This window comes from Candidatus Zymogenus saltonus, from assembly GCA_016929395.1.
In the GTDB taxonomy this organism is placed as follows: domain Bacteria; phylum Desulfobacterota; class Zymogenia; order Zymogenales; family Zymogenaceae; genus Zymogenus; species Zymogenus saltonus.
In genome coordinates this window covers 1-23,271 of the sequence record JAFGIX010000011.1, presented here as the reverse complement: position 1 = coordinate 23,271, position 23,271 = coordinate 1, and the positions used below count along the sequence as shown (strand labels likewise).

The following is a 23,271-nucleotide window of genomic DNA, read 5'->3' as shown; positions in this document are numbered from 1 at the left end:
CAAATTTTATTAACCCTCCGGCGCCATGTCAAGCAGCCTCCCCGCGCCCCTCCCCAAAAGCTCCTCCCCAAGCTCCCTCCCTATCTCTGCTCCATCCTCCATCTCCCCCGAAGCCTCCCCCTCCAACATATCCCTCCCGTCCGGGGAGAGGACCCTTCCCTTGAGCATGAGCCTCCCGTCAACGATTCTCGCGTACCCCCCCACGGCCGAGCGGCAGGTGGCGCCGAGCGTCCTGACGAGGGCCCGCTCCGCCAGGACCGCGGCCCGGCTCTCGGCGTCGTCTATCGATGAGACCTCTTCCCGGAATCTTCGCCCCACCTCGACGGCCAGCGCCCCCTGGCCGACGGCGGGAATAAACTCCGCCGGATTAAGGTGAACGCGCTCAACGTCATCCAGCCCCAACCTGTCCATCCCCGCGGCGGCAAGGACCGTCGCGTCGCACTCCCCTTGCCCAAGCTTTTTGAGCCTCGTGTCCACGTTTCCCCTCATGGGGATAACCCTGAGGTCGGGGCGGATCATGAGGAGCTGGGCGCCCCTCCTCAGGCTCGAAGTGCCGACGACGGCGCCCTCCGGCAAATCCCCAATGCCTCCAATACTTGGGGGGGAGTCGCCCACCCGCCTCGATACGATAAGACAATCCTCCGGGTTGAGCCTCCTGGGGACGGCCCCGACAACAAGCCCCTCCGAAATCTCGGCGGGGAGGTCTTTCATACTGTGGACCGCGATGTCTATCTCCCCTTTGAGAAGCGCCGTCTCTATCTCTTTAACGAACAGCCCCTTTCCCCCCACCTTCCACAAGGGGACGTTATTCACACTGTCGCCCGCCGTCTTTATCGTGACGATCTCGGTATCGCAGCCAAGGGCACCCTTCAGCATCCCGGCCACTGTATTCGCCTGCGCCAGCGCCAGTCGGCTACCCCTCGTCCCTATCCTGATCTTCTTCATGTCGATTTTCCGAAAGGCCGAGGATCCCCTTTACGAGGTCGATGGTCATATCCCCGGCGAGCCACGCCTCCTTCTTGAGGTAGACCGTGGGGTCGTGGAGTATCTTGTTGATTATTGAATTCGTAAGCCTCCTTACCGCCTCCCTCTCCTTGTCATTGATCCCCCTCCATGAGGAGATAAGCTTTTCGGTCTCCTCCTCACCTATCTTCTCGAGTTTCTCTCTGAGCGACACGATGGTGGGAACCACGTCGAGGGATTCGAGCCAGCGGGTGAACTTTTCCGACTCCTCGGCGATTATCCTCCTGCAGTCCTCGGCCGAGCCCTCCCGCTCCTTCAGGTTTCTCCTTATCACGGAGTCGAGGTCATCGATGTTATACAGGGAGACATTGTCGATATCGGCGACCGAATCCTCCACGTCCCTCGGTACGGCGATGTCGATTATCGTAATCGGCCTTTCCCCCCTTCCAGAAAAGGCCCCCTCCACCATCGACTTCATTATTATCGGCTCCTTCGACCCGGTCGAACAGATGACGATGTCCGCGGCCTCGAGACCTTTATGGATTTCGTCCCAGGGCATCGCCCTCGCGCAAAACCTCTCCGCCAGGGAGAGCGCGGTCTCGTGGGTCCTGTTGGCCAGCAGGATCGACCCGACGCTCGATCCTATCAGGTTTCGCAGCGTCTCCTCCCCCATCTCGCCGGCCCCTATCATGAAGACCGTCTTTCCCGACACACCGCCCAGGGCCTCCTCGGCGAGCCAGACGGCGGCGGAGCCTATCGATACGGGGCGCGATGCGATGTCGGTCTCATTCTTGACGCGCTTAGCCGCAAAGAAGGCCCTGTGCATGAGCCTGTTCAGTATTATGCCGGTGGCGTCTGCGGAGGTGGCGGCCCGATAAGAGTCCTTTACCTGCCCCAGTATCTGGGGCTCGCCCACGACCATCGAATCGAGGGAAGAGGCGACGCTGAAGACGTGCTCGACCGCCTCCCTCCCCTCCTTGATGTAGAAATAGCTCCGCATCTCCTCCGGAACCCTGCCGTGGAACCTCCCGAGGTAGGAGATCGAAGACTCGACCGCCCTGTCCACGTCGACGGCACACCCGAGTATCTCCACCCGGTTGCAGGTGGACAGGAACACGCACTCCGTTATTTCGTTGAACTCCTTCAGACCCTCCAGGAACTTCTCAATAGAATCCTTGCTCAGGCCCATCTTCTCCCGGACGTCGACGGGGGCCGATTTGTGGCTCATCCCGACGACGAATATCTTGACGCCTTCCTCGCCCCACCGAGAAACGGGATCCAGCTCGATGTCGAGGTCGACGTCCTTCAACTTGCCGTCCCCGTTGAGGAGACTGTCGATTACGGCGTTAAGCTCTTTGGTTTTACCTTCGCTGATTATCCTGGCCAGAGGCAGCCTGGCCACCTTCCCCATGACCTCGGAAAGGCGCTTTCCGAAGAGGCCCGCCCCCCTCAAGTATTCCCTGATGCTCCCCATCAGCTGGATGACGCCCTCGTACTCCGGCCCGTAGATCACTTCCATGTCCTGCCTGATCTTTTTTGTCATGGCGGGGGAGACGCCGCCGGAGGATATGGCTATCGTGAGGTCGCCCCGGGAGACTACCGAGGGGAAGTAAAAATCGCATCTCTCCGGAACATCGACGACGTTTACCAAGACCCCCCGGCCTCGGCACTGCCTCTCGATCTCGCTATCCGTCTCATCGTCGCCCACGGCCGAAACACAGATAAAGACGTCGTCTAAAAGCTCCTCTTTAAACCTCCCCTTGACGTACTTGACCTTCCCCTCATCGATAAGTCGTTTGAGCCTATCTGTGACTTCCGGGGAGACGACGGTGACATCCGCCCCCGACTCAATAAGGGCCGCCGCCTTCCTCGTCCCCACCTCTCCCCCTCCCACCACCAGGGTCTTTCTGCCTTTAAGCTTTATGAACATGGGAAAGAGGTTTTTGGGACTCATATATCTATTAACCTAACTACTTAATTATCCTGACGCATATAAAAGGCCGCCATTATTATCCGGCGGCCGAAAAGGTAATACAGGCCAGCAGGTAATCACTCCCTCTGCTTCCTGTCGAGAAGTTGTTCTACTATTATCACGACATCTATCGGATTTGTCGACTTCGGGATATGAACCCTGGAGCCCAGCACGTCCTTGTCGTGCTCGTGGGGAGCGCCCTTGATCATCGAGCTCATGGTTACGAAGATAACGTCTTTGCTGAACTCCATTTCCTTGGCCAGGCTCATGAATCTCGTCCCGCCCATCTTGGGCATGATCTTGTCGGAAATGACTATCTCCGGCTTGGACTCCTGGAATTTCTCCAGGCCGTCTTCCCCGTCCACCGCGGTAATGACCTTGAATCCCGCCTCGACAAATTCCTTGCTCAGAATCTCCCGAAAGAACTTATCGTCGTCGACTATCAATACTGTTTTCTTTGCTACCATATCCCCACCATAACACAGTCTTATGGACTACAGGCAAATTTTATCTTCGGCGTATATCTTATTTATTATAACCAGAAATTCGCCTTCGGTCAATACTCCATCTTCGAGGGCCGAAAATAATTCAATAAAAACCCCGAATATCATCTGAGGCTCCATCTCGTCCCTGACGACCTTAACCGTGAAATCGAAGAGGGGCCTTATAATATCCTTCGCTCCGTATCCATAAGGCAGAACTGCCGAGAGCCGATCCCCCTGATTTTCGATCTCCGATACGGCCCTCACACCGATCCGATAGGTGAAAAAAGCGCCTATCAAAAGAGAAAGCGCAACGATCACGGCAAGGATAAGACTCCGGGAAAGGTTAAGACCCCCTTTCCCCTTGCCCTGCGGATTTTTCCCCGCGGCATTCCCCTCGCCTTTTCGATCTTTGCCCTGTGCACCTACCATAAATAGTCACCCCTGATATAATATTAACAGGATATTAATAACATAGACCTTTATCTCTCAAGTCAAGGTCATCGGTATCGCAAATATTCAAAATATTGAAAAACTTTAGCCCCCACCCCTCCGCCAAACCCAAACCGTCCCGGATAATAAAGCCTCGGTGCGCCTCGATCGCACCCTTTAGCCAATCCCGCACAGCATCGCAAAATCCTGAAGCACTCCCCTGCCCAAAAAAAGCCGAAGCAGTTTATCCCTTGGACCCCTTTTTGCCTTCCGAGACGGCGTCGATCACGCCCCCGAATAGGAGGGGGAGCATTATCTCGTGGTGACCGGTAAGCGATATGCCCCTCCCCGATTTCGAGGTGGGCCTTCCCACTACGTTCGTCTCCGGCCTGTACTGTCTCATAAAATCCATGTTTATCGCGGTGAAGTCGTCCACGTCGTGGCCGAGATTCCTGGCAAGGGTCAGGGCCTTCAGAAACACCTCCGGAAGGAGCACCGCCGAGCCGATGTTGAAATATACTCCCCGCTTAAGCGTCGCCACCGCGGCCGCAAACCTCCTGAAGTCCTCCATAGAACTCTTCCCTATTGCCTCCCCCGACGCATCCGGGTGCATGTGGATGATATCGGTCCCTACGGCGACGTGCACCGTAACGGGTGTTCCCGTTCTCATTCCGCCGGCAATTATACTTACATCCCTGTGGGGGAGCTTTTCATCCTCTATCATCTTCCCGACGGCCTCCCCCAATCCCAGTCCCTCCTTCGCCCCGTCAACAATAGCGGCGTTCAGCATCTTTGACGTCTCTTCCGCCATTCCGAACTCTCCACCCCCTATCACGTCCTCCACGTTCTCGGAGGTGTGACCGATATAGGCCATCTCGAAGTCGTGGATTATCCCGGCGCCGTTGAGGGCCACGAGGCTTACGATCCCCCGCTCCATCAGATCGACTATCAGCGGCCCCAGGCCCACCTTGATCACGTGGGCACCCATGGCCAGGATTACCGTCTTTTTTCCCATTACCGACTCGGCGACGGCGGAGACGGCGTCCTTCAAGTCTTTCGCTGCCAAGATGTTCGGGAGACGATTGAAATAGTCATTAAGCGTCATTCCGGCCACGGGCGGGGTGCAGACATCTTTGATTGAAACCTTGCTTTCCCGCCTGGACAGGGGATAGGTCTTTACCTTTGAAGTGTCGAGAGGCTCAAAGCGGTCTCTCTTCATCTACGCGCCCTTAAAGAGTTTGAAGTCAACCATTTCACATAGGACATGGGCCAGTGTGATGTGAACCTCCTGGATTCTGGGGGTATCCCCCGAGGGAACCAGAAAGGTGTAATCCGAAAGCTCCAGGGCCTTTCCGCCGTTCCCGCCCGAAAAGAGAATCGTCAGCAGATCAAGCTTCTTGCCCGCCTCCATACCCTTCAGCACGTTGGGGGAGTTGCCGCTTGTGCTTATTGCGATGACGATATCGCCCTCGGCGGCAAGGGCCTTTATCTGCTTTGCAAATATATCGGAAAAATCGTAGTCGTTTCCGATGCTCGTTATAATCGAGGTGTCCGTGGTAAGGGCGATGGCCGGAAGGGGAGGCCTCTCTATCTTGAAGCGGTTCACAAACTCGGCAGCTATATGTTGGCAGTCCGCGGCGCTCCCGCCGTTTCCGAAAAGCAGGAGCTTGTTTCCGCGCTTGAAGGCCTCGACTATCTCTCCGACAACCTCCTCGATTTTCGATTCATTGGCCTCGGCAAATTTCCTTTTGATATCTGCGCTGTCAATGAAGGCCTCTCTGATGATCTGGTCCATCCTACTCCCCTGATCTCAAAAATGTGCTCAAGAGATTAATGATATAGAAAAGGCCCCATTATGTCAAGGAGAATCACCCCTCACGAATCGATCTCATTTATCACTATCTTGTGCTTCTTGATCTTCTTCATCAAGGTGTTTCTGTTGATCCCGAGGATCTTGGCCGTCTTCAGCTGATTTCCCCCCGTCTCCTGCAACACCAGCTTTATCAGGGGGATCTCCATGCGGCTCAAGACTATCGGATACAGACCCTCGACGTTGTGTCTGCTCATCTTTTTTATGACGGGAGTCAGCTTGGACAAAAAGAAATTTTCCAGCGACATCTTCTCCATGGCAAACGGGTCACTGATCGTGATGAAATCTGGGAAGTTAAAGGGGTATATCGCCCCGCCGCCGGTCGACACGATGCCGTACAGGATAACGCCCATAAGCTCGGTGACGTTGTACGGCCAGCGGTAATTTTTCAAGAGCTTCCTGGCGGGGGGGGTTATTTCCACCTTCGGACCGTCGACATGCTTCGTGAAGATATTTTGGAAGTAGTCAACAAGAAGCCTGATATCGTTTCTCCTCTCCCTCAAGGGATCTATCGTTATTTTTTTAAGGGAGGAGAAACCGTCAAATCTGTGGGGGATGCCGTGGGAGGGATTGTGGTGGAGAATAAAACGGGGCAGGTTTTCGCCCCACCTCTCCGATTCCTTCATCATCGAAACCAGTCCGTTAAGCTCGACCGAGTCTAAATGCTGGGTGTTCTTGATTACAAGGGTATCCAGGTGCCCGAGGCTTTCGACGTACTTTACAAGCCCCCTTCCCCTCTCCGGCTCGGATATTGGGTCATATATCCGAATGGAGGTCAATCCTGACTGCGGCCTGACGTGGATTGAGTATGATATATGGGTCTTTCCGGTTCCGCCCTCGCCCGTTATCAATATTGGGGCGTTATCCTTCTTGGCGTTTTGAATCGATTTCCTGACCTGAATGGCGTTCGGGGACTTCCCAATAAAAAATTTATTCGGATTTGCGATCTGATCCAGAATTCCCTTCAGGGTTTTATCCTGAATCTCCGCCCTCCTTGTTCCCTCGGCGGACTTTATCAGATGGGCTATCTCCTTTGGATGGTACGGATCGAGGATAACGCTAAAAATAGACTCGTCCAAGAATGGGTGAATTCCCTCCCTGTCTCCCAACGTGGAAACCACGACAATCGAGAGGCCGTCCGTTCCCTTTTTCAAGGAGGATATGAATCCTATTTCCCTTTTGATAACGTAACCGGATCCAATAAAGAGGAAATCGGGATTGTATGTCTTGAGGGTGAACCTCAGATCCCTCAGGTTCTTCTCCTCCCATACATCGATCTTTCTGCCTTCCAAGATATTGCGAAAGGTACTTGAAACGTCCTCATCGAGATGAAAGATAACCGCCCTCTTAAAGGGGGGTCCCGATTTTCTTGGCGCCATTTTCTATTTCGCCCCCCTCTTTCAGATACTCTCCGATACTGCTTGTTATCTCGTCTATATCCCCCATTCCCATAAGCCTCCTTCTCACATCAACCGCCCCCCTCATACCTTTTATGTAATACGAGACGTGTTTCCTTATTATCGGCACCGCCCTCTCCCCGCCGTAGTGGTCAACGATGAGCCCGATATGTCTTTGAATCACCGACAATATCTCGTAGGGCCCGGGATCCGATGCGGGGGAAAAGACCCACGGCCTTCCCATCGCCCCCCTTCCGATCATGGCGAATTTCGCACCCGTCTCCTCGATTCTTCCAAGCGCCTCCTCGTAGGACAGAATGTCCCCGCTCCCCACGACCGGTATTGAGAGCGCCTCCGACAGCTCTCCCACCTTGTCCCAGTCAGCCTTTCCCGCAAAAAACTCGGTCGCAACCCTGGGGTGAAGTATTACGGCGTCGGCCCCGGCCTCCTCGATCATCCTCCCTATATCGATGAAGTTTACGCCCGATTCGTCCCACCCGGCCCTTATCTTCACGGTGAGGGGGACATCGACGGCCCGCCTTACCTCTTTGACGATCGACCCTGCAAGGTCGGGGTCCTTTAGAAGGGACGCTCCCGCCCCCTGCCTCGTGATCTTTCTCACCGGGCAGCCCATGTTGATATCGATAATGGAAGCCCCGAGGTCTTGGGCCATCTTCGCCGCCCGGGCCATCGTTGAAGGATTTTTCCCGAATATCTGGACGCCAAGAGGCATCTCCTCCAGATGGCACGTGATGTATCTTAAGGTCCTCTTCTGCTCCCTCACCATTCCCTCGGCGCTTATCATCTCGGTAAAAACGAGACCCGCCCCGAAGCTCGCTGAGAGGATACGCATGGGGAGGTCTATCACGCCCGCCATCGGCGCCGCGAGCACCCGGGAGCGGAGTTTGAGCGTCCCTATCTCCATGGCCCGATGGAAAGCCTCTCTATCTCCATGAAGATATTTCCCTTTTTAAATATCCTGACGCTGCCCGTGGACTCGGAGATCACGATGGCGATGGAGTCGGTCAACGATGTTATCCCGGCCGCCGCCATATGACGACTCCCCAATCCCTGGGGCAGGTTCTCCCCCTCCACGGCGGCGTTGAGGTGCCGACCGGCCGTAAGGAGAACGCCGTCCCCCCTTATCACAAAGGCCCCGTCTATGACCGAAAACTCCTTTATCGCCTCCCTGAGCTCCGGGTCGTGGATGGAAAGCTCTTCCTCGGAGTAGCCCTTGAAGGGGTTGATGATGATCTGTCGGGAGAGCTGGAGGACCTTCTCGTCGTCCCCCAGGACGAAGATCGTACCCACCGCCCTCCCCTCTCTCCCCTGGTTGGCCAGCTCCATGGAAAGCTTCAAGACCGTCTCAAACACGTCGGGACGAACCATTTTGGAAATATCTACCAGGTTCGCGGAGCTGAAAATCTCGAACTCGATGCCGGTGTCTATAACCACAACGGTGTCATTGAAGCCAAGTGCTATAACACCCGTGACGCAGACGATCTTGTCCCCCTGCTCGATAAGCCCCGATGACAGCGCCAGCATAACCGCCACCTTGATCTGGTTCATTCTGGAAAGGGCGACATCGGGGATTTTCAAGACCTTGGAAAGCCTCCCGGAAAACTGCTCCATCTGTTTTTCACCCCTGACAACCAAGAGGGCATCCACCTTCTCCATCTGCTCTATAAATTGATTTGTGTCCTGAAGCAGCTGGTCGGTGGCAAAGACGAAGGTCTCTTTGACCTTAAGCTTTTCCGCAATATCAAATGCGCTCTCCAGGATTACCTTGGTGAGCTTCGCCTCCTTCGATACAGCCTTCTTTTTTTTCATACTTCCCTCGGTTATCCCCAAAAAATATTTCAATCCTCACTTGAAAGCCCTAATCAGAAATCATCCGAATCAACTTCATGGCGGCCTCTCTTAAGACCCCGCTTCATATCTGAACAGAAATCTTGTTGGCCTTTATTTAAAAATATATAAAGCTCAATCGGCAGACACTCAATCCCTTAAGACGCCTTTATCAAAGCCCTCTCCCTCCTCTTTACGAACCTGTCTATCTTATTAAGGACACCCTTGGCCGCCTCCTCCCCCCGCGAGACGCCGAGCTTGTACTTATAGAATTCAAATAGGCCCAAATCGAAGACATCCGGTTTGATGATTATATCCGGTTTTTCGCTCTTAAGCCTCATTGTATTTACCAGCGCCTCCATGATGCTGATGGATCCCATGATGACCTCGAATATGTTGGGAGAGTGTTCCAAATTTCTTCCATCGGATCTGAACTTGGACAGAGCCGCCATGTCTTCCTGCCTAAAATTGTCAACGTCCTTCGATATGGTCATGTTGGCGATACTCGGGCTTATATCAACGGCTATGATGTAATCGGCGCCGAGCCCCCTCACAACCTCGACGGGAACTGGATTGACCACTCCACCGTCAACCAGCAAGAGCCCGTTTACAGGCACCGGCTTGAAGATGCCCGGAATGGATATGGAGGCCCTCACCGCGTCCACGAGGTCCCCCTTGTTCAATATCACCTCCGCCCCCGTGTAGTAGTCCGCTGCGACACATGCGAAAGGAATATCCAGATCTTGTATCCTCCTGTCTCCGAGGTGATCCCTCATGAACTTCTCTATCTTTTTCCCCTCGATGAGTCCGTTCTTCGGTATCATAAAATCGGCAAACTTCAAAGATTCCCAGCTCGTCAAGTTCTTGGCAAATCTTACAAGCTCGTCTATCTTACCGGCGCAAAAAAACGCCCCCACAAAGGCGCCTATGCTGGTGCCGGAAACGAACTCTATCTCCACCCCCGCCTCCATGAGGACATCCAAGATCCCCAGATGGGCAAGTCCCCTGGCCGCCCCGCTCCCCAGGGCAATCCCCACGCTCTTTTGGCCTATAAACGGCAAATGCTTTAAAATATCCTTGAAGCTGATCAATATCTTTCCCCCCTATTCTCTTAACGTTAACGAATATCGTGAATCCTTTCTTCTCCCCGTGCATCTATATGTACGAAAAGAGTTTAATTGAATTTATAATAATTTTAGCTCCTTGTCAATGGAAATGGGGCAATAAGGATGAAACTGAAGGGAAATTTGGAACGGATTTCGGGTATTAGCGGGATACAATTCCTAAAAAAAGGACTTTAAATCATAATTATATCTAATTTTACTTTTAAATAAATTTTTTTTATGGTACAATTAGCACTCTTCCTTGATGAGTGCTGATAATAAAAATGATACTTTGTGAGAGGTAAATAAAATGAATGGACTACCGGCAACGACAAATCCTCAAAGCATTTACATGAACGAGATAAATCGCTATCCGCTCCTCAGCCGCGAGGAGGAGTTCGATCTGGCCGTCAGGTGGAAGGAACATAAAGACATAGACGCCGCCCATAAGTTGGTTGTCTCCAACCTGAGGTTCGTGGTGAAGATTGCCCATGAATACAAAGACTACGGCCTCAAGCTCATGGACCTCGTTCAAGAGGGGAACATCGGCCTCATGCAGGCTGTAAAGAAATTCGATCCCTACAAGGGATTCAGGCTTATATCGTACGCCGTCTGGTGGATACGGGCCTACATCCAGAACTTCATCATAAAGTCGTGGAGCCTTGTCAAGATAGGCACAACCCAGGCACAGAAGAAGCTCTTCTACAAGATGAAGGGGGCCAAGAGGGCCCTGGGAATCGACATTACCAAGGAGGATGACATCTCCGCAATAGCCAAGGAACTGGACGTCAATGACGACGTCGTAAGGGAGATGGACCAGAGGCTTTCGGGCCGGGACCTCTCGCTTAACAGCAGTATCGGCGATGAAGATGATGAAACCACATATATTGACTTCATATCGGAAGAACCTGCCCAGGAGTCCGGCCTCATAGAGGACGAAGAGAAGCGTATGCTTGCAGAGGATATTAAAGACGCCCTCAAGGTACTGAACGAGAAGGAGAGATATATAGTAAAACACCGAATAATGTCACAAAAGCCCAAAACGCTCCAAGAGATAGCAGACAAATACAGCGTTTCAAGGGAGAGGATTCGCCAGATCGAGGTCGGAGCATTAAAAAAATTGAGGAATGTCCCCGCTATGGACAATTACGCCGTAAAATAGAAAAATAAAAAAAACTATTAACCTCCTAAATTTTCCTTTACAAAGATAATTAAGTGTGGTATTATTACTTATAATTTTGATAAGAAATTCTATCACACAATATATTAGCGCATCGTGAGGTTGTGATTATTTATAATCTATTTACAATGGTGAAAATATGAGACAGAGAAAAAACAAGTATCTAACAAATATCAACCCTAAAAAAGTCTCCGAAAGACTTAACGAGCTGATCAAAAAGACTGGTCTCAAGCAGTATCAGTTTGCCGAAAAATGCAACATCACCGCAGCGGCCCTCTCCACCTACCTCAATAAGGAGAGAATCCCCGAATCCGCAATTCTCGCGAGGATCGCAGACTTCACAAACACCTCCATGGAATGGCTGCTCACGGGGAAAACGGTAAACGAGCAAATCATGGAAAAGGGTGACGAATTCCACAATCAGGTGCTTAAAGATATGGCCGACGAAATCGAGATCTGGAGGGAAAAGGCATTGGAGGCCGAAAACCTTCTCAGGTCCACCCAGGAGGTCATGAGCGTTATGGAGTCCGGCGGCGATTACAAAGACGCCGATCCCGAAAAGATCAATCCTGATGAAGTATCCCTCCTTTCCAACTTCAGGCTGCTTTCAGAAAAGAATCAGGAAAAGGTGTTGGAGTACACGGAGGACCAGATCAGAGTTGAAAAATCAAAAAAGTAAGTTGGATACACACTCCATTTAAGGAGTTAAATAGGGGTTCTCTTGTTCTTTAAGGGAACCCCTATTTTTCACAAACAATAGAATTTTGTTGACAAAGTCAACCCTTAAATGGTAATTATTGACTTAAAAAGGGGGGTCAATAAGATGTTGAACTTTTTCAGGACAAACACGGTAAAAACAAACACAATAAAATATATGAAGCGGAAGCTATCGATTACATTGCTTCCCGTAATAATAATCGCCACTTTAGCGATGCTGTTCGCAGCCTCGGGATGTGGTGGCGGTGATAAAAACGTAAGAACCAGCACCGGAGAGCCGGAGCCTACCCTCGATTATGATCTGAAGACCGCCGAGAAACTATTCGCGGATGAAGAATACGAAGATGCCGCAGTAGCCTACGAAAACTTCATAAAGAAACACCCATTGAACGACAATGTCCCGTATGCCCTCTTTCGTGAAGGTCTTGCATACTTCAAGTCATCCACGGACCCAAAGCGCGACCAGACGCCTACCGAAAAGGCGGCCATGAAATTTTCCCAGCTCATTCTCACGTACCCGAACAGCAAATACACATCCAACTCCATGAGCTACCTAAGACTGTGCCACGAAAGACTTGCGGAATACAACTACAACGTGGGCATATACTATTTCGACAGGGAAGAATACAACGCGGCCATAATACGTTTTGAAGAGGTCATAAATAAATACTCCGGCTTTGGATTCGATGAACAGTCAAAGAGGTACATCGAAGAGAGCAAAAAGCGTCTCTCCGAACTAAAATAACTTCAGGGATTTTAATCTCCATAAGTTTAAAAGAGTCAAGCCCGATTTATATCGGAAGCTTTGGGCGAAGTATCGCATTAGTCCGTATCCCAAACCTTGTGCTTTTTGACCATGATTAAGCTAAAAAGCAATCTCTATTGGCTCGGCAAAGAGGCTTACATAAACAACGACTATGATGCGGCCATGGAGTACTTTTCCGAGATAATAAAAGAGGGATACGAGTTTGCGGATGTCTACAACATGGTGGGGATTATCCACCATGACAACGGGAAGTTTGATAAGGCGGTTCAGGCCCTTGAAAAAGCGATCAAGTTGAATCCTAAATATACCGATGCCTCGCTCAACCTGGCAGTAATCTACAACGACATGGGTCAGCTGGAAAAGGCCAGGAAAATATACGCCAAAGCCAAACAGATCGTAAAAGAAGAGACCACAACCGATGGGCTCGATCCCTTCTCCCTGGGAAAACTCTCAAACCTCCACGCTAATCTCGCGGACATTTACTACGCCCACGGAATATATAAAGAGGCGATAAAAGAGTACCAAAAGGCCCTGGCCCTGAGTCCCGATTTCGTCGACATCAGGACCAAGCTCGGAATCGCACTGAGAGAATCGGGAAAACCCCGGGAATCAATAGAGGAACTGGAAAAAGCACTGGCCCTAAAGCCCGATTATACCCAGGCGCTCTTGGCCATCGGCTTGAGCCACTATATAGAAGAAAACATCGAAGAAGCAAAAAAATATTGGGAAAAGGCCCTGAAACAAAACCCCGATGAAAAAAGGGCCAAATTCTACCTCCAGATGATAGAGGCGGACATTATCTCATAACGTCAGGGGGGGGCCGGCAATATTTGAAGAGGGGCCGCCACCATTTGAGAGGGCCAGTACCGTTTAATGGGACGGCGCTATTTTAAGGGGCGGCAATATTTCAGATTGTTAAATCCGCGGAGACCCTGAACCCTTTAACCGGCAGCCGGTTATTAATAAATTGTCAATCCCTTGAAACTCCCAAACTCTTTAACCGTCACCCAGTTCTCTTTGAAAGCCCCAAGCCGATCGATTAACCACGCGGTTCTCGAAAATCGTCTTCCTTTTAGAAATCCCAAACCGATCAACGACCCATCGGCCCATTTGCTCATCGCAGGTAGTCAATCTCCTTGACCTATCATCGGCTTTTCAGAAATCCTGAGTCTTTTGACCTTAAACCAACCACCATAAGTTGCCAACCCCTTGTCAATCCCAAATCTTTTAGCCGCAATCCTATTCCCTGAATGCCCCAAGCCGATTGGCCGTCCTCCGGCTCTTCCTTATCCCGGAGGTGGGAACCTTTGGTTGACAGGGGCGCCGCAGACACCTTAATCAACCGCCGTTTCTAAGTGCGGGATGCCGTATTTTTTTTCGGATTAAACGCCTATTGGCATCTCAACGGCTCACCCTCTAAACCATTGCGAAGAATAAATCGGGTAGCGGAGATACAGGCCCAACAGATAGCCGGCCCGCATAAGGCCGCAGTTCCATATTTTCTTCAGTTCGAATTTACAGTACAAAAAAATCAAAAAGGGATTATCGTGAAATAATCCCTTCCTTAAATAATATATAAAATCAAATGTTCTTTGACTTGCCTCCCCCTCACCACCGACTCCGTTAGATTTTCGTCCATCCCATCTATCTTTAGTCCATTCCGCCGTCCCTTCTATCTATTCCACCGTCCCTCTTGTCCATCTCACCCCCCTTTTATCCATCCGGCCCCCCTTTTATCCATCCGGCCTCCCTTTTATACATCCTCACCACCTCACCCGACCCGCCTCCCCGCCCGTCCCCACGTCAATTGAATATCCCCTTGACCTTCTCGAAGAAGCCCTCCCTCTCCGGATGGGTCTCGCCGCCGCTTTCGTGGGCGAACTCCTTGAGCAGGTCTTTCTGTCTCTTCGTGAGCTTTGTGGGCGTCTCCACCTTGACAATGACGTGCTCATCGCCCCTGCCGTGGCCGTTGAGGTGCGGCACTCCCTTCCCCTTGAGCGTCAGAACCGTCCCCGACTGCGTCCCGGAGGAGACCTTCATCTTTATCAGACCCTCCAGCGTCGGGACATCTATCTCCGTTCCCAATGCGGCCTCAGGGAACGTAACCGGGACGTAGCAGTAGATGTCCTGTCCCTCCCTCTGAAAGATCGAATGGGGCCTTACCTCGATGACCACGTAGAGGTCTCCGGGAGGCGCCCCGCCGGTCCCAAGCTCGCCCTCGCCGGAGAGCCTCAGCCTCGTCGAACTCTCCACGCCGGGCGGAACCTTCACCGTTATCGTGCGGCTCTTCTTCACCCTCCCCTGGCCGTTGCAGGTCTTGCAGGGCGTCTTGATGATCTGACCGCTCCCCCGGCACTTAGTGCACGTCCTCGATATGGCAAAGATACCCTGCTGCGTCCTTATCTGTCCGGTGCCGTGACAAATGGGACAGCTCTCCGGACTGGTGGGCGGCTCGGCCCCGGTCCCGTCGCAGCTCTCGCAACTCTCCATCCTCGGGACCTTGACCTTGGCGTCCACCCCGAATACCGCCTCCTCGAAGTCGATCGTCAGGTGGTACCTCAGATCGCTCCCCCTGATCCCCCTCTGCCTCCTCCCCCTCATCCCGAATATATCGCCGAAGACGTCGGAGAATATATCCTCGAAGCCCCTAAATCCGAAGTCGAAATCGCCGAATCCCCTGAACCCCGCGCCGGAGAGGCCGTCGTGACCGAACCTGTCGTAGAGGTCCCTCTTCTCGCGATCGGAGAGGACCTGATAGGCCTCGGAGGCCTCCTTGAATTTATCCTCTGCCTGAGAGTCCCCCGGATTCTTGTCGGGATGGTATTTGAGAGCGGCTTTTCTGTAAGCCTTCTTTATCTCTTCATTGTCCGCGCTTCTGCCGACCCCGAGGACCTCGTAGTAATCTCTCTTAATCAACTACACTATTCCTTTTTATCCTCGTCCACCTCTTCAAAATCCGCGTCCACAACGTCATCCGCGCCTGAATCGGCGCCCGCTCCCGGCCCTGGGCCGCCTCCGGCACCCCCAGCATTCGGCTCAGGTCCGGGGCCCGGCCCCGCATCGCTTGTTGAGGAGGCCCGGGCGTACATCGCCTCCGCGAGCTTATGGGACGATTCCATAAGCCTCTTCGTTGCGGCCTTTATCGCCTCCGCGTCCGTCCCCTCCATCGCCTCCTTGGCCTTCTTCAGCGCCGCCTCCACCTCGGACTTGTTGGCGGGATCGAGCTTGTCGCCGAACTCCGAGAGAGACTTCTCGGTCGTATAGACGAGACCGTCCGCCTCGTTCCTCGCCTCCGCGAGTTCCTTCTTCTTCTTGTCCTCGCCGGCGTGGGCCTCGGCGTCCTTTATCAGCTTCTCGATCTCCTCCTCGGAGAGTCCGCTCGAGGCGGTTATCCTGATGGACTGCTCCTTTCCGGTGCCGAGGTCCTTGGCGTAAACGTGCATGATGCCGTTTGCGTCGATGTCGAACGTGACCTCGATCTGGGGAATACCCCTGGGCGCCGGCGGGATGCCGACCAGGTCGAACCGCCCGATCGTCTTGTTGTACGCCGCCATCTCCCGCTCGCCCTGAAGGACGTGGATCGACACAGCAGTCTGGTTGTCGGCCGCCGTGGAAAATATCTGCCCCTTCTTCGTCGGGATTGTGGTGTTCTTCTCTATGAGCTTGGTGAACACGCCGCCCAGGGTCTCGATGCCGAGGGAGAGGGGAGTAACATCGAGGAGCAGGACGTCCTTGACATCCCCGGTCAGCACCCCTCCCTGAATCGCGGCGCCCATCGCAACGACCTCGTCCGGGTTTACACCCTTGTGAGGGTCTTTGCCGAAGATGGCCTTGACCTTCTCCTGCACCTTCGGCATCCGGGTCATGCCGCCAACGAGGATTACCTCGTCTATGTCACCCGAAGACATGCCCGCGTCCTTGAGAGCCGTCCTGCACGGCCCCTCGAGCTTCTGGATGAGTTCGTCCACCAAGGCCTCGAGCTTCGCCCGTGTCAGCTTAATGTTAAGGTGCTTCGGGCCGGAGGCGTCGGCCGTTATAAAGGGGAGATTAATATCGGTCTCCATCGAGGTGGAGAGCTCCATCTTGGCCTTCTCCGCCCCCTCCTTCAGCCTCTGTAGGGCCATCTTGTCGCCCCTGAGATCGATCCCCTGGTCCCTCCTGAACTCATCGGCCAGGTACTCGATGACATTCTGGTCGAAGTCCTCACCGCCCAGGTGGGTGTCGCCGTTGGTCGATTTTACCTCGAACACCCCCTCGCCGAGCTCGAGAATCGAGATATCGAATGTCCCGCCGCCGAGGTCGAAGACCGCTATCTTCTCCTCGGTCTTCTTTTCGAGGCCGTAGGCCAGCGAGGCCGCCGTCGGCTCGTTTATTATCCTGAGCACGTTCAATCCGGCGATCTTCCCGGCGTCCTTCGTCGCCTGCCTCTGGCTGTCGTTGAAATAAGCCGGAACGGTGATAACCGCATCCTGCACCTTTTCGCCCAGGTAATCCTCCGCGGTCTGCTTCATCTTGGTTAAAATAATAGCGGATATCTCTGCGGGACTGTAATCCTTGTCGTCAACGGATACGTGGGCGTCGCCGTTTTTGGCCTCAATTATCTTAAAGGGACAAATCCGGACGTCCTTCTGAACCTCCGCGTCGTCAAACTTTCTTCCGATGAAACGCTTCACGGCGTAGATTGTCCTTTCCGGATTGGTAATCGCCTGTCTCTTCGCAACCTGCCCCACAAGGCGCTCACCGCTGTCGGTAAACGCAACCATCGATGGGGTTGTGCGGCTCCCCTCGGCATTCGTGAGGACCTTCGGATCTCCGGCCTCCATCACGGCAACACATGAATTTGTCGTACCGAGATCGATACCAATAACCTTACCCATATCTTTCCTCCTTCATTCTCAATGAAAATGGTGTGAATTTATAGTTAGTATACTTTGTCATTTCCTGTCTTGAACGGGGCTCAATCGAGACCCTCTCCGTCCTCCTTCATATCGTCCGCCCCCTCCTTACCTGTATCTTCGCCCTCCGCCTTGTCATCTTCGTCTGATGAGAGACCCTGAGCATCGGCATTGCCCGCTGCTACCGAGACCCCCACCATCGCGGGCCTGATAAGCCTGTCGTTAAAAAGATAACCCTTGGCTATCTCGGTAACGACCGTGTTTGGGGGGGAATCGTTCGTGGCGATCTGCATCATCGCCTCATGGAAATTCGGATCGAAGGGCTCCCCCAACGCCTCTACCTGTGAAACGCCGAATTTCGTGAGGGTCTCCAGAAACTGCTTCTGAACCATCTTGATCCCCTCAACCATTGGATCGTCCTTGGCATCGTTGCCGCCGTGCTCCAGGGCCCGCTCGAGGTTGTCGATCACCGGAAGCATAGCCTTGAGAAGCTCCTCGTTGGCGTATCTCCTCGATTCGGCCGACTCCTTCTGGACCCTCTTTTTGAAATTCTCGAACTCCGCCAGCACCCTGAGATACTGATCGTGCTTCTCCGAAGCCTCCCTCTTGGCGTTCTCCAGCTCCTCCCTCACGACGCCAACCTCGGAGGAGCCGTCCTCCCCGCCCTCACCCTCCATGCCCTCATCAACCCCCCTTTTATCATCTCTCCCTTCATACCCCTCCCCGGAATCGCCCTCCGCCTTCATAGACCTATCCCCTGAAATATCCTCCGCCTCCTTGAGCGCCTCGTCTATATCTTCCTTGGGGATCTCATTATCGATCTCCTCTCCACCTTCTACCTGTGCCCCTTTCTTCTCTCTTTCATCCATAAACCGACAAAATCTCCTTAATCATCTTCTTCCAAAAACCTCGATACCAGACTCGCGGCAAAATCAACAACCGGGATGATCTTCGCATAATCCATCCTCATCGGCCCGATCACCCCGATGCTTCCGAGCACCTGTCCCCCCTTCTCATAGGGAGAGGCGATAATCGTACAGTCGCTTATATATTTGATTTTGCTCTCCGATCCGATAAAGACCTTGATCCCGTTGGCCTTCGCGACCTTTTCCAATAATTTCAATAAGTAATGCTTATTCTCAAAAGCCATGAATATCCTCTTCATCTTGTTTATGTCGGTAAACTCCGGATGGCTGAAGATATTTGCGCTTCCCTCGATAAATATCTCATCATCGATGATCTCCTCGTTTATCACCTTGTCCGAGATCGACAGAGCCTTGATCAACAGCTCGTCGTAAAGGTTCTTCTCCTTCTGCATCTCTTCGAGTATCTTCCCCCTTACCTCCACCAGGGTCAGATCGGACAAAACATCGTTGAGATACCGGGACATCCAATCCAGCTTCTCCTGATCCAATTCTTCTTCGGCGTTGATAATCTTGTTGTAGATCATCCCGCTGCTTGAAACGAGGATTGTGAGAATCTTGCTCCCCGTAAGCCTCACAAAATCTATCTGTCTGAATACGGTATCGGTGAAACTCGGCGTGCTCACCAGCGCGATGTATTGAGACATCTCCGAGAGTACCCTCGATGTCTCCTTGATAACGTCCTTTATATCGGAGCTCTGCGGCCTCACGCTCCGCTCTATCTCCAGCTCCTCGCTCCTCGTGAGGTCGCTTACCTTTATGAGGCTGTCCACGTAGAACCTGAAGGCGTTATCCGTGGGCACCCTGCCGGCCGATGTATGGGGCTGAGTGAGAAAACCTATCTCCTCCAGATCGGACATGATGTTTCTTATCGTCGCGGAGCTCACGTCGATATCCTTTCTCTTGGAAACCGTCCGCGAGCCCACCGGCTCACCGTGCTTTATGAAATCGTCTATTACGGCAAGGAGTACTTCCCTCGCCCTATCCCCGATCTTTGGTATCATAAGATACCCGCCTCTATACTAAACCTACAAGAAATGAAAAGTCTCGAGACAACTTGAAGGTGTTTTTAAAAATTTAGCACTCCGCTCATTCGAGTGCTATTATCTTTTAAGATAACCACGATTTCCCGTTTTGTCAAGTTAAAAAATCCGGGCAAATTCCCCGATTGTGCGGGCAAAACGGCCATTGACCTAAAAATAGGCCGATGTATAATTATAACACAGCGATGACAAAAGGAGGCCTTAAAAAGCATGCCTTTCTCTTGACAAATGGGAAAAATATCTATAAGCTTTCAGACTATTCAAGTCCGAAAAAAGGGGGGGGGCGACACAGACCCGCCCGCTGTTCTCAGTCCTAAGATATGGGCACCGTTTTAATTTCTAATCGTCGGCGCTCCCAAAACGGCAATATTGGAAATGACTGTTTAATTATACCAACATACAAAAAACTCTGGAGAATAAATATGATTTCTAAGAGGATACTTAACCTATCGATTCTTCTTGCCTTTCTAATATTTCTCGCCTCTACCACAGGATGCAGCATCTTCAGCAACAAATTTGTCGTCTACTCGCAGCCCATTCCCCAACCCAAGGCCTACAACGCGCTGGATGACGGCGACTACTTCCTGGCGGTTACCGTCTCGGGCGGCGGGAGCAGGTCAGCGGTCTGGAGCGCCGCCGTATTCAGGGAGCTGTTTCGTCAGGCGAAGCTCCCGGACGGCCGGAGCATCCTCGATGAGATCGACTACATCTCCAGCGTATCCGGGGGGAGCGTCTCCTCCGCCTACTACTGCCTGAACAAGCCGGAGTCGGACACGACCAACATCGAAGAGCACGCCGCATTTTTCGACAAGTTCGTCAAGGAGATGAGGAGAAATATCGAGAGGGATATCCTCTTCAAGCCCTGGCTCTGGCACAGGATATTTCTCCAGTCGGTCGAGAGGGCCTACTTCCTGAAGTGGGACTTCGACAAATACTATTTTCACAACGCCACCTTCAACGATCTATACAAAAGGCAGATAGAGGGGATCTGTCCCACGCTGATCGTAAACGGAACGGTGATGGACACGGGCTCGAAGTTCCTCTTCACCACGGTCAGGAGGGACGTCTTCAGCTCCCACGCGGAGGAGGAGCTGGGAAGCAAGCTCATTGACACCGGTATGGGCAAGAGCAACGTGCCGCTCGAGGAGGGTCTCCTGAACATAAAGCTGTGCGAGGACATCGGAATCTCGGTAGGTGATATGGAGGTGTCGAGGGCGGTGGTCGCCTCGGCGGCCGTCCCGCTTATATTCGGCCCCATCATTTTCAAGGACGAGATAACCTCCACGCCGGAAAACCCGAAATACGTCCACGTGGTGGACGGGGGCGTGGGGGACACCCTGGGCCTCGAGTCGATCATGGAGCTCGTCTTTGACAGGTACAACAGTCCGGGCAAGAAGTACAGGGGCGGCATGGTGATCATCATCGACGCCAACCAGCGAATCGACCCGACCGCCTCGGAAAATCTAATCCGCGGGCTGAAGGCGGGCGCAACCATAGAGCGAACGAGGGTGATATACGCCTACCGGGGAAAGACGCTGGCCTACATCACCATCATGTTCATCCAAGATAATTCCAGGTACAAGGATATCGACTTCGTATACATCTCGCCCTACCTCGTCAAGGACCCGGCCATATTGGAGAGCCTGAGAGACGAGCAGGGATTCGAGCGCTACACCCCCTCCGAGCTTGACGTTATCGTGGAGAGGTTCCAGAAGACGCCGACGCGGTTTCAGATCAAACCGGAGCTGGCCGACAACCTCGAGTGCGCCGCAAGGCTGGTCGTGGGGACGGTGAAAGACAGGATTCTGGAGAATTATCTAAGGTGTAATGGGGTTGAGTGAGGGGGGGATAAACAGGGGTTTTTTTTATTATCGATATTTTCGATAAAAAAATGCTGATAACTAATGGCCTGAGAGTTGTTTCAGATAATTTATGATTTTTAAATACGAATAATTTGAAATAACCAAACCAATAATTGTAACTATTATACCGATAATTCCGAAAATAAAACCGTATTTTGAATACTTACCCAGCTTACTAGCTTTATCCATTTCATTTGTAACTGGTTCAATAATTTCACTTCTTATAGAGTCAATATTCTGTTCTATCAAATTAATATCTCTAAATCTTATGCGTAACTCTTTTACAACTTCTAAAAGTGGTTCTTCTTTGAGCCAGTCGGGATGTTTATTTACTATTTCCTCAATTTGATCTGCCAAATCAGATACCTTTCTTGCCAAGGGATAAGTTTCTCCCAATTCAATTTCATTACTATCAATTGAGTTTCTTATAGTTCTTTTTAGCACACACTCGGCTGTCATTTTAGGTGCGGGACTATCATGTGCCTCTACTTCAACAACATGAAACCACTTGTTTGCTGAGTTCCACATTGCATGAATTCTTACATACCTTGCCTGAACAGGTGGAATAAATTCGAATTCCTGCCATCCGTTATAACCATCTTTTCCGGTATCAAAATGTAGGTGCCATTCCCTGTGATCCTTAGATGTCAATAATCTATACTTATATATCCTTGTGTCTCTGGTTTTACTATTAGGTCGCCCAAGTCCATCAAACAATAAAAATCTTATTACATGCAATTCATAAATATTTTCCAAATCAATTGTCAAATTATCCGGCCAGGGTGTATAAGCAAAACCTGCATTACCCGTGTATTTAGAAACATTACCATTTGTTGCTTCAATTGAATTACTCCAATCCTCTTCTACTCTCTTGCCTAAAGCTACGTTTGCCATAATGAATCCTACAAAATCAAATCTTCCCAATTCAGGTTATCTAACTTTATAAACCTGTCGGAATGATTGCTAAGATTATATGATCTGCCCTTCTTAAAGTATGCATTCTCTATATGTTTTCCGTAGTCTTTTAAAAACTCCAATACGGGGGCAAAGTCCCCATCACCGGAAACAAGGATTGCGGTATCGTATGCATTATTTTTTGCATACTTAATCATATCTATAGCTATAAGTACATCAACACCTTTTTCAACAAGTGCTGCGCCCCTTATTTCGATCTTACCCAGTTTCAGGTCAAGATAAGGTATTTTTCTAATACTCTCGAAGAATTTTTGCTGTTCTCGATATCTTTCGCTGTCAAAATCCTGAGGAAGCGGTGCATTATAGTAATAGATCCTTGTTAAATGTCTTCCTTCCGTTAAGACATTACAGAACTTTTCAAAGTTAACCCTTGCATGTCCTAAAAAGGTCTTCAATCCATGGTAAAAATTACTGCCATCGATAAAGATAGCCACCCTCTCGGTATTACTCATAAGTAGCTCCCATATAAAAAAAACAGGGGATTGATTGCTCAATCCCCTGGCGGTTATTAACCTATCGTTGCAGGGCAAAGATAGGGCTTTGATTTTAAAAAATTGATATTGTATTTAAAATAGTATACATCATACAACTTGTCAAGCACTATTTGCACCTTTTTTGCACCTATATTTCCTTATTCTACACAATTTTGCGCTATTTTTACCCTATATTTTATTACACTACATTTAACAATAATATATCATTTTAACTACAATGGACGTACCAAGTCAATGAATGAATTTGAAATGTATCAATTATTTGTAAAAGTCAAGCACCTTCCGTACAGTATGTCCTCTCGGGGCCGCCGATTTAGGCGGCTTCCTTTGGTATCTCGTTTCTTTTCTT

The 23,271-nt window shown here is 51.4% G+C and carries 21 protein-coding genes; 5 read left to right on the top strand and 16 right to left on the bottom strand.

All coding sequences use genetic code 11. The annotated features are described in order from the left end of the window. Positions 1 to 9 precede the first annotated feature (9 nt). The 10 genes from hemC to JW984_02560 all read right to left on the bottom strand — a co-directional run bounded on the left by hemC (position 10) and on the right by JW984_02560 (position 10,055). A complete protein-coding gene (hemC, locus tag JW984_02605) occupies positions 10 to 945 on the bottom strand; it encodes a hydroxymethylbilane synthase (GenBank protein MBN1572067.1) in 936 nt (311 codons plus the stop codon). Then, a complete protein-coding gene (locus JW984_02600) occupies positions 914 to 2,917 on the bottom strand; it encodes a glutamyl-tRNA reductase (protein MBN1572066.1) in 2,004 nt (667 codons plus the stop codon). The genes hemC and JW984_02600 overlap by 32 nt, the downstream gene beginning before the upstream one ends. Before the next feature lie 95 nt (positions 2,918 to 3,012). Further along, a complete protein-coding gene (locus JW984_02595; GenBank protein MBN1572065.1) occupies positions 3,013 to 3,402 on the bottom strand; it encodes a response regulator in 390 nt (129 codons plus the stop codon). 27 nt (positions 3,403 to 3,429) lie between these two features. After that, complete coding sequence (locus JW984_02590) at positions 3,430 to 3,849, bottom strand: hypothetical protein (GenBank protein MBN1572064.1); 420 nt, start codon at positions 3,847 to 3,849, stop codon at positions 3,430 to 3,432. A gap of 244 nt (positions 3,850 to 4,093) precedes the next feature. Beyond that, the gene (locus JW984_02585) at positions 4,094 to 5,068 is read right to left on the bottom strand and encodes a deoxyhypusine synthase family protein (protein ID MBN1572063.1); all 975 of its coding nucleotides are present in this window, start codon (positions 5,066 to 5,068) and stop codon (positions 4,094 to 4,096) included. Further along, positions 5,069 to 5,644 carry a D-sedoheptulose 7-phosphate isomerase gene (locus JW984_02580; protein ID MBN1572062.1) on the bottom strand — a complete coding sequence of 192 codons (576 nt, stop codon included), beginning with the start codon at positions 5,642 to 5,644 and terminating at the stop codon, positions 5,069 to 5,071. 80 nt (positions 5,645 to 5,724) lie between these two features. Beyond that, positions 5,725 to 7,098, bottom strand: a complete 1,374-nt coding sequence (locus JW984_02575) for a sigma 54-interacting transcriptional regulator (protein ID MBN1572061.1) — start codon at positions 7,096 to 7,098, stop codon at positions 5,725 to 5,727. Then, on the bottom strand, positions 7,067 to 8,041 hold the full coding sequence (gene dusB, locus JW984_02570; GenBank protein MBN1572060.1) for a tRNA dihydrouridine synthase DusB: 975 nt from the start codon (positions 8,039 to 8,041) through the stop codon (positions 7,067 to 7,069). The genes JW984_02575 and dusB overlap by 32 nt, the downstream gene beginning before the upstream one ends. Further along, positions 8,032 to 8,946, bottom strand: a complete 915-nt coding sequence (locus JW984_02565) for a diadenylate cyclase (protein MBN1572059.1) — start codon at positions 8,944 to 8,946, stop codon at positions 8,032 to 8,034. The genes dusB and JW984_02565 overlap by 10 nt, the downstream gene beginning before the upstream one ends. Positions 8,947 to 9,122: 176 nt before the next feature. Further along, a complete protein-coding gene (locus tag JW984_02560; protein ID MBN1572058.1) occupies positions 9,123 to 10,055 on the bottom strand; it encodes a patatin-like phospholipase family protein in 933 nt (310 codons plus the stop codon). Between the two features lie 322 nt (positions 10,056 to 10,377). On the opposite strand from JW984_02560, the gene rpoH reads away from it, so the two are divergent. The 4 genes from rpoH to JW984_02540 all read left to right on the top strand — a co-directional run bounded on the left by rpoH (position 10,378) and on the right by JW984_02540 (position 13,537). Beyond that, positions 10,378 to 11,229, top strand: a complete 852-nt coding sequence (rpoH, locus tag JW984_02555) for an RNA polymerase sigma factor RpoH (GenBank protein ID MBN1572057.1) — start codon at positions 10,378 to 10,380, stop codon at positions 11,227 to 11,229. 157 nt (positions 11,230 to 11,386) lie between these two features. Further along, positions 11,387 to 11,926, top strand: a complete 540-nt coding sequence (locus JW984_02550; GenBank protein MBN1572056.1) for a helix-turn-helix domain-containing protein — start codon at positions 11,387 to 11,389, stop codon at positions 11,924 to 11,926. Between the two features lie 144 nt (positions 11,927 to 12,070). Next, entirely contained in the window at positions 12,071 to 12,709 is a 639-nt protein-coding gene (bamD, locus tag JW984_02545) for an outer membrane protein assembly factor BamD (protein MBN1572055.1), read from the top strand. 111 nt (positions 12,710 to 12,820) lie between these two features. Continuing rightward, positions 12,821 to 13,537, top strand: a complete 717-nt coding sequence (locus tag JW984_02540; protein ID MBN1572054.1) for a tetratricopeptide repeat protein — start codon at positions 12,821 to 12,823, stop codon at positions 13,535 to 13,537. Positions 13,538 to 14,533: 996 nt separating this feature from the next. Here JW984_02540 and dnaJ read toward each other — a convergent pair. The 4 genes from dnaJ to hrcA form a co-directional block, all read right to left on the bottom strand. Next, complete coding sequence (dnaJ, locus tag JW984_02535; protein ID MBN1572053.1) at positions 14,534 to 15,646, bottom strand: molecular chaperone DnaJ; 1,113 nt, start codon at positions 15,644 to 15,646, stop codon at positions 14,534 to 14,536. Between the two features lie 5 nt (positions 15,647 to 15,651). Next, a complete protein-coding gene (gene dnaK / locus JW984_02530; protein MBN1572052.1) occupies positions 15,652 to 17,607 on the bottom strand; it encodes a molecular chaperone DnaK in 1,956 nt (651 codons plus the stop codon). A gap of 80 nt (positions 17,608 to 17,687) precedes the next feature. Beyond that, entirely contained in the window at positions 17,688 to 18,494 is an 807-nt protein-coding gene (gene grpE / locus JW984_02525; GenBank protein MBN1572051.1) for a nucleotide exchange factor GrpE, read from the bottom strand. Positions 18,495 to 18,511: 17 nt separating this feature from the next. Beyond that, a complete protein-coding gene (gene hrcA / locus JW984_02520) occupies positions 18,512 to 19,552 on the bottom strand; it encodes a heat-inducible transcription repressor HrcA (GenBank protein MBN1572050.1) in 1,041 nt (346 codons plus the stop codon). A 461-nt stretch (positions 19,553 to 20,013) separates the two neighbouring features. On the opposite strand from hrcA, the gene JW984_02515 reads away from it, so the two are divergent. Beyond that, entirely contained in the window at positions 20,014 to 21,432 is a 1,419-nt protein-coding gene (locus tag JW984_02515) for a patatin-like phospholipase family protein (protein MBN1572049.1), read from the top strand. A 60-nt stretch (positions 21,433 to 21,492) separates the two neighbouring features. Here the strand turns inward: JW984_02515 and JW984_02510 are convergent, their stop codons facing one another. Together JW984_02510 and JW984_02505 are read right to left on the bottom strand one after the other, a co-directional pair. Continuing rightward, complete coding sequence (locus JW984_02510) at positions 21,493 to 22,347, bottom strand: discoidin domain-containing protein (GenBank protein MBN1572048.1); 855 nt, start codon at positions 22,345 to 22,347, stop codon at positions 21,493 to 21,495. A gap of 8 nt (positions 22,348 to 22,355) precedes the next feature. Beyond that, positions 22,356 to 22,880 (bottom strand): NYN domain-containing protein, encoded by a 525-nt coding sequence (locus JW984_02505; protein MBN1572047.1) that lies wholly within the window; start codon positions 22,878 to 22,880, stop codon positions 22,356 to 22,358. Between the last annotated feature and the right edge of the window lie 391 nt (positions 22,881 to 23,271).

Excerpts from the sequence above, each read along its gene's own strand:
- hemC (MBN1572067.1), bottom strand. The coding sequence starts at position 945 with ATGAAGAAGATCAGGATAGGGACGAGGGGTAGCCGACTGGCGCTGGCG.
- JW984_02600 (MBN1572066.1), bottom strand. The coding sequence starts at position 2,917 with ATGAGTCCCAAAAACCTCTTTCCCATGTTCATAAAGCTTAAAGGCAGA.
- JW984_02595 (MBN1572065.1), bottom strand. The coding sequence starts at position 3,402 with ATGGTAGCAAAGAAAACAGTATTGATAGTCGACGACGATAAGTTCTTT.
- JW984_02590 (MBN1572064.1), bottom strand. The coding sequence starts at position 3,849 with ATGGTAGGTGCACAGGGCAAAGATCGAAAAGGCGAGGGGAATGCCGCG.
- JW984_02585 (MBN1572063.1), bottom strand. The coding sequence starts at position 5,068 with ATGAAGAGAGACCGCTTTGAGCCTCTCGACACTTCAAAGGTAAAGACC.
- JW984_02580 (MBN1572062.1), bottom strand. The coding sequence starts at position 5,644 with ATGGACCAGATCATCAGAGAGGCCTTCATTGACAGCGCAGATATCAAA.
- JW984_02575 (MBN1572061.1), bottom strand. The coding sequence starts at position 7,098 with ATGGCGCCAAGAAAATCGGGACCCCCCTTTAAGAGGGCGGTTATCTTT.
- dusB (MBN1572060.1), bottom strand. The coding sequence starts at position 8,041 with ATGGAGATAGGGACGCTCAAACTCCGCTCCCGGGTGCTCGCGGCGCCG.
- JW984_02565 (MBN1572059.1), bottom strand. The coding sequence starts at position 8,946 with ATGAAAAAAAAGAAGGCTGTATCGAAGGAGGCGAAGCTCACCAAGGTA.
- rpoH (MBN1572057.1), top strand. The coding sequence starts at position 10,378 with ATGAATGGACTACCGGCAACGACAAATCCTCAAAGCATTTACATGAAC.
- JW984_02550 (MBN1572056.1), top strand. The coding sequence starts at position 11,387 with ATGAGACAGAGAAAAAACAAGTATCTAACAAATATCAACCCTAAAAAA.
- bamD (MBN1572055.1), top strand. The coding sequence starts at position 12,071 with ATGTTGAACTTTTTCAGGACAAACACGGTAAAAACAAACACAATAAAA.
- JW984_02540 (MBN1572054.1), top strand. The coding sequence starts at position 12,821 with ATGATTAAGCTAAAAAGCAATCTCTATTGGCTCGGCAAAGAGGCTTAC.
- dnaK (MBN1572052.1), bottom strand. The coding sequence starts at position 17,607 with ATGGGTAAGGTTATTGGTATCGATCTCGGTACGACAAATTCATGTGTT.
- grpE (MBN1572051.1), bottom strand. The coding sequence starts at position 18,494 with ATGGATGAAAGAGAGAAGAAAGGGGCACAGGTAGAAGGTGGAGAGGAG.
- hrcA (MBN1572050.1), bottom strand. The coding sequence starts at position 19,552 with ATGATACCAAAGATCGGGGATAGGGCGAGGGAAGTACTCCTTGCCGTA.
- JW984_02515 (MBN1572049.1), top strand. The coding sequence starts at position 20,014 with ATGATTTCTAAGAGGATACTTAACCTATCGATTCTTCTTGCCTTTCTA.
- JW984_02510 (MBN1572048.1), bottom strand. The coding sequence starts at position 22,347 with ATGGCAAACGTAGCTTTAGGCAAGAGAGTAGAAGAGGATTGGAGTAAT.
- JW984_02505 (MBN1572047.1), bottom strand. The coding sequence starts at position 22,880 with ATGAGTAATACCGAGAGGGTGGCTATCTTTATCGATGGCAGTAATTTT.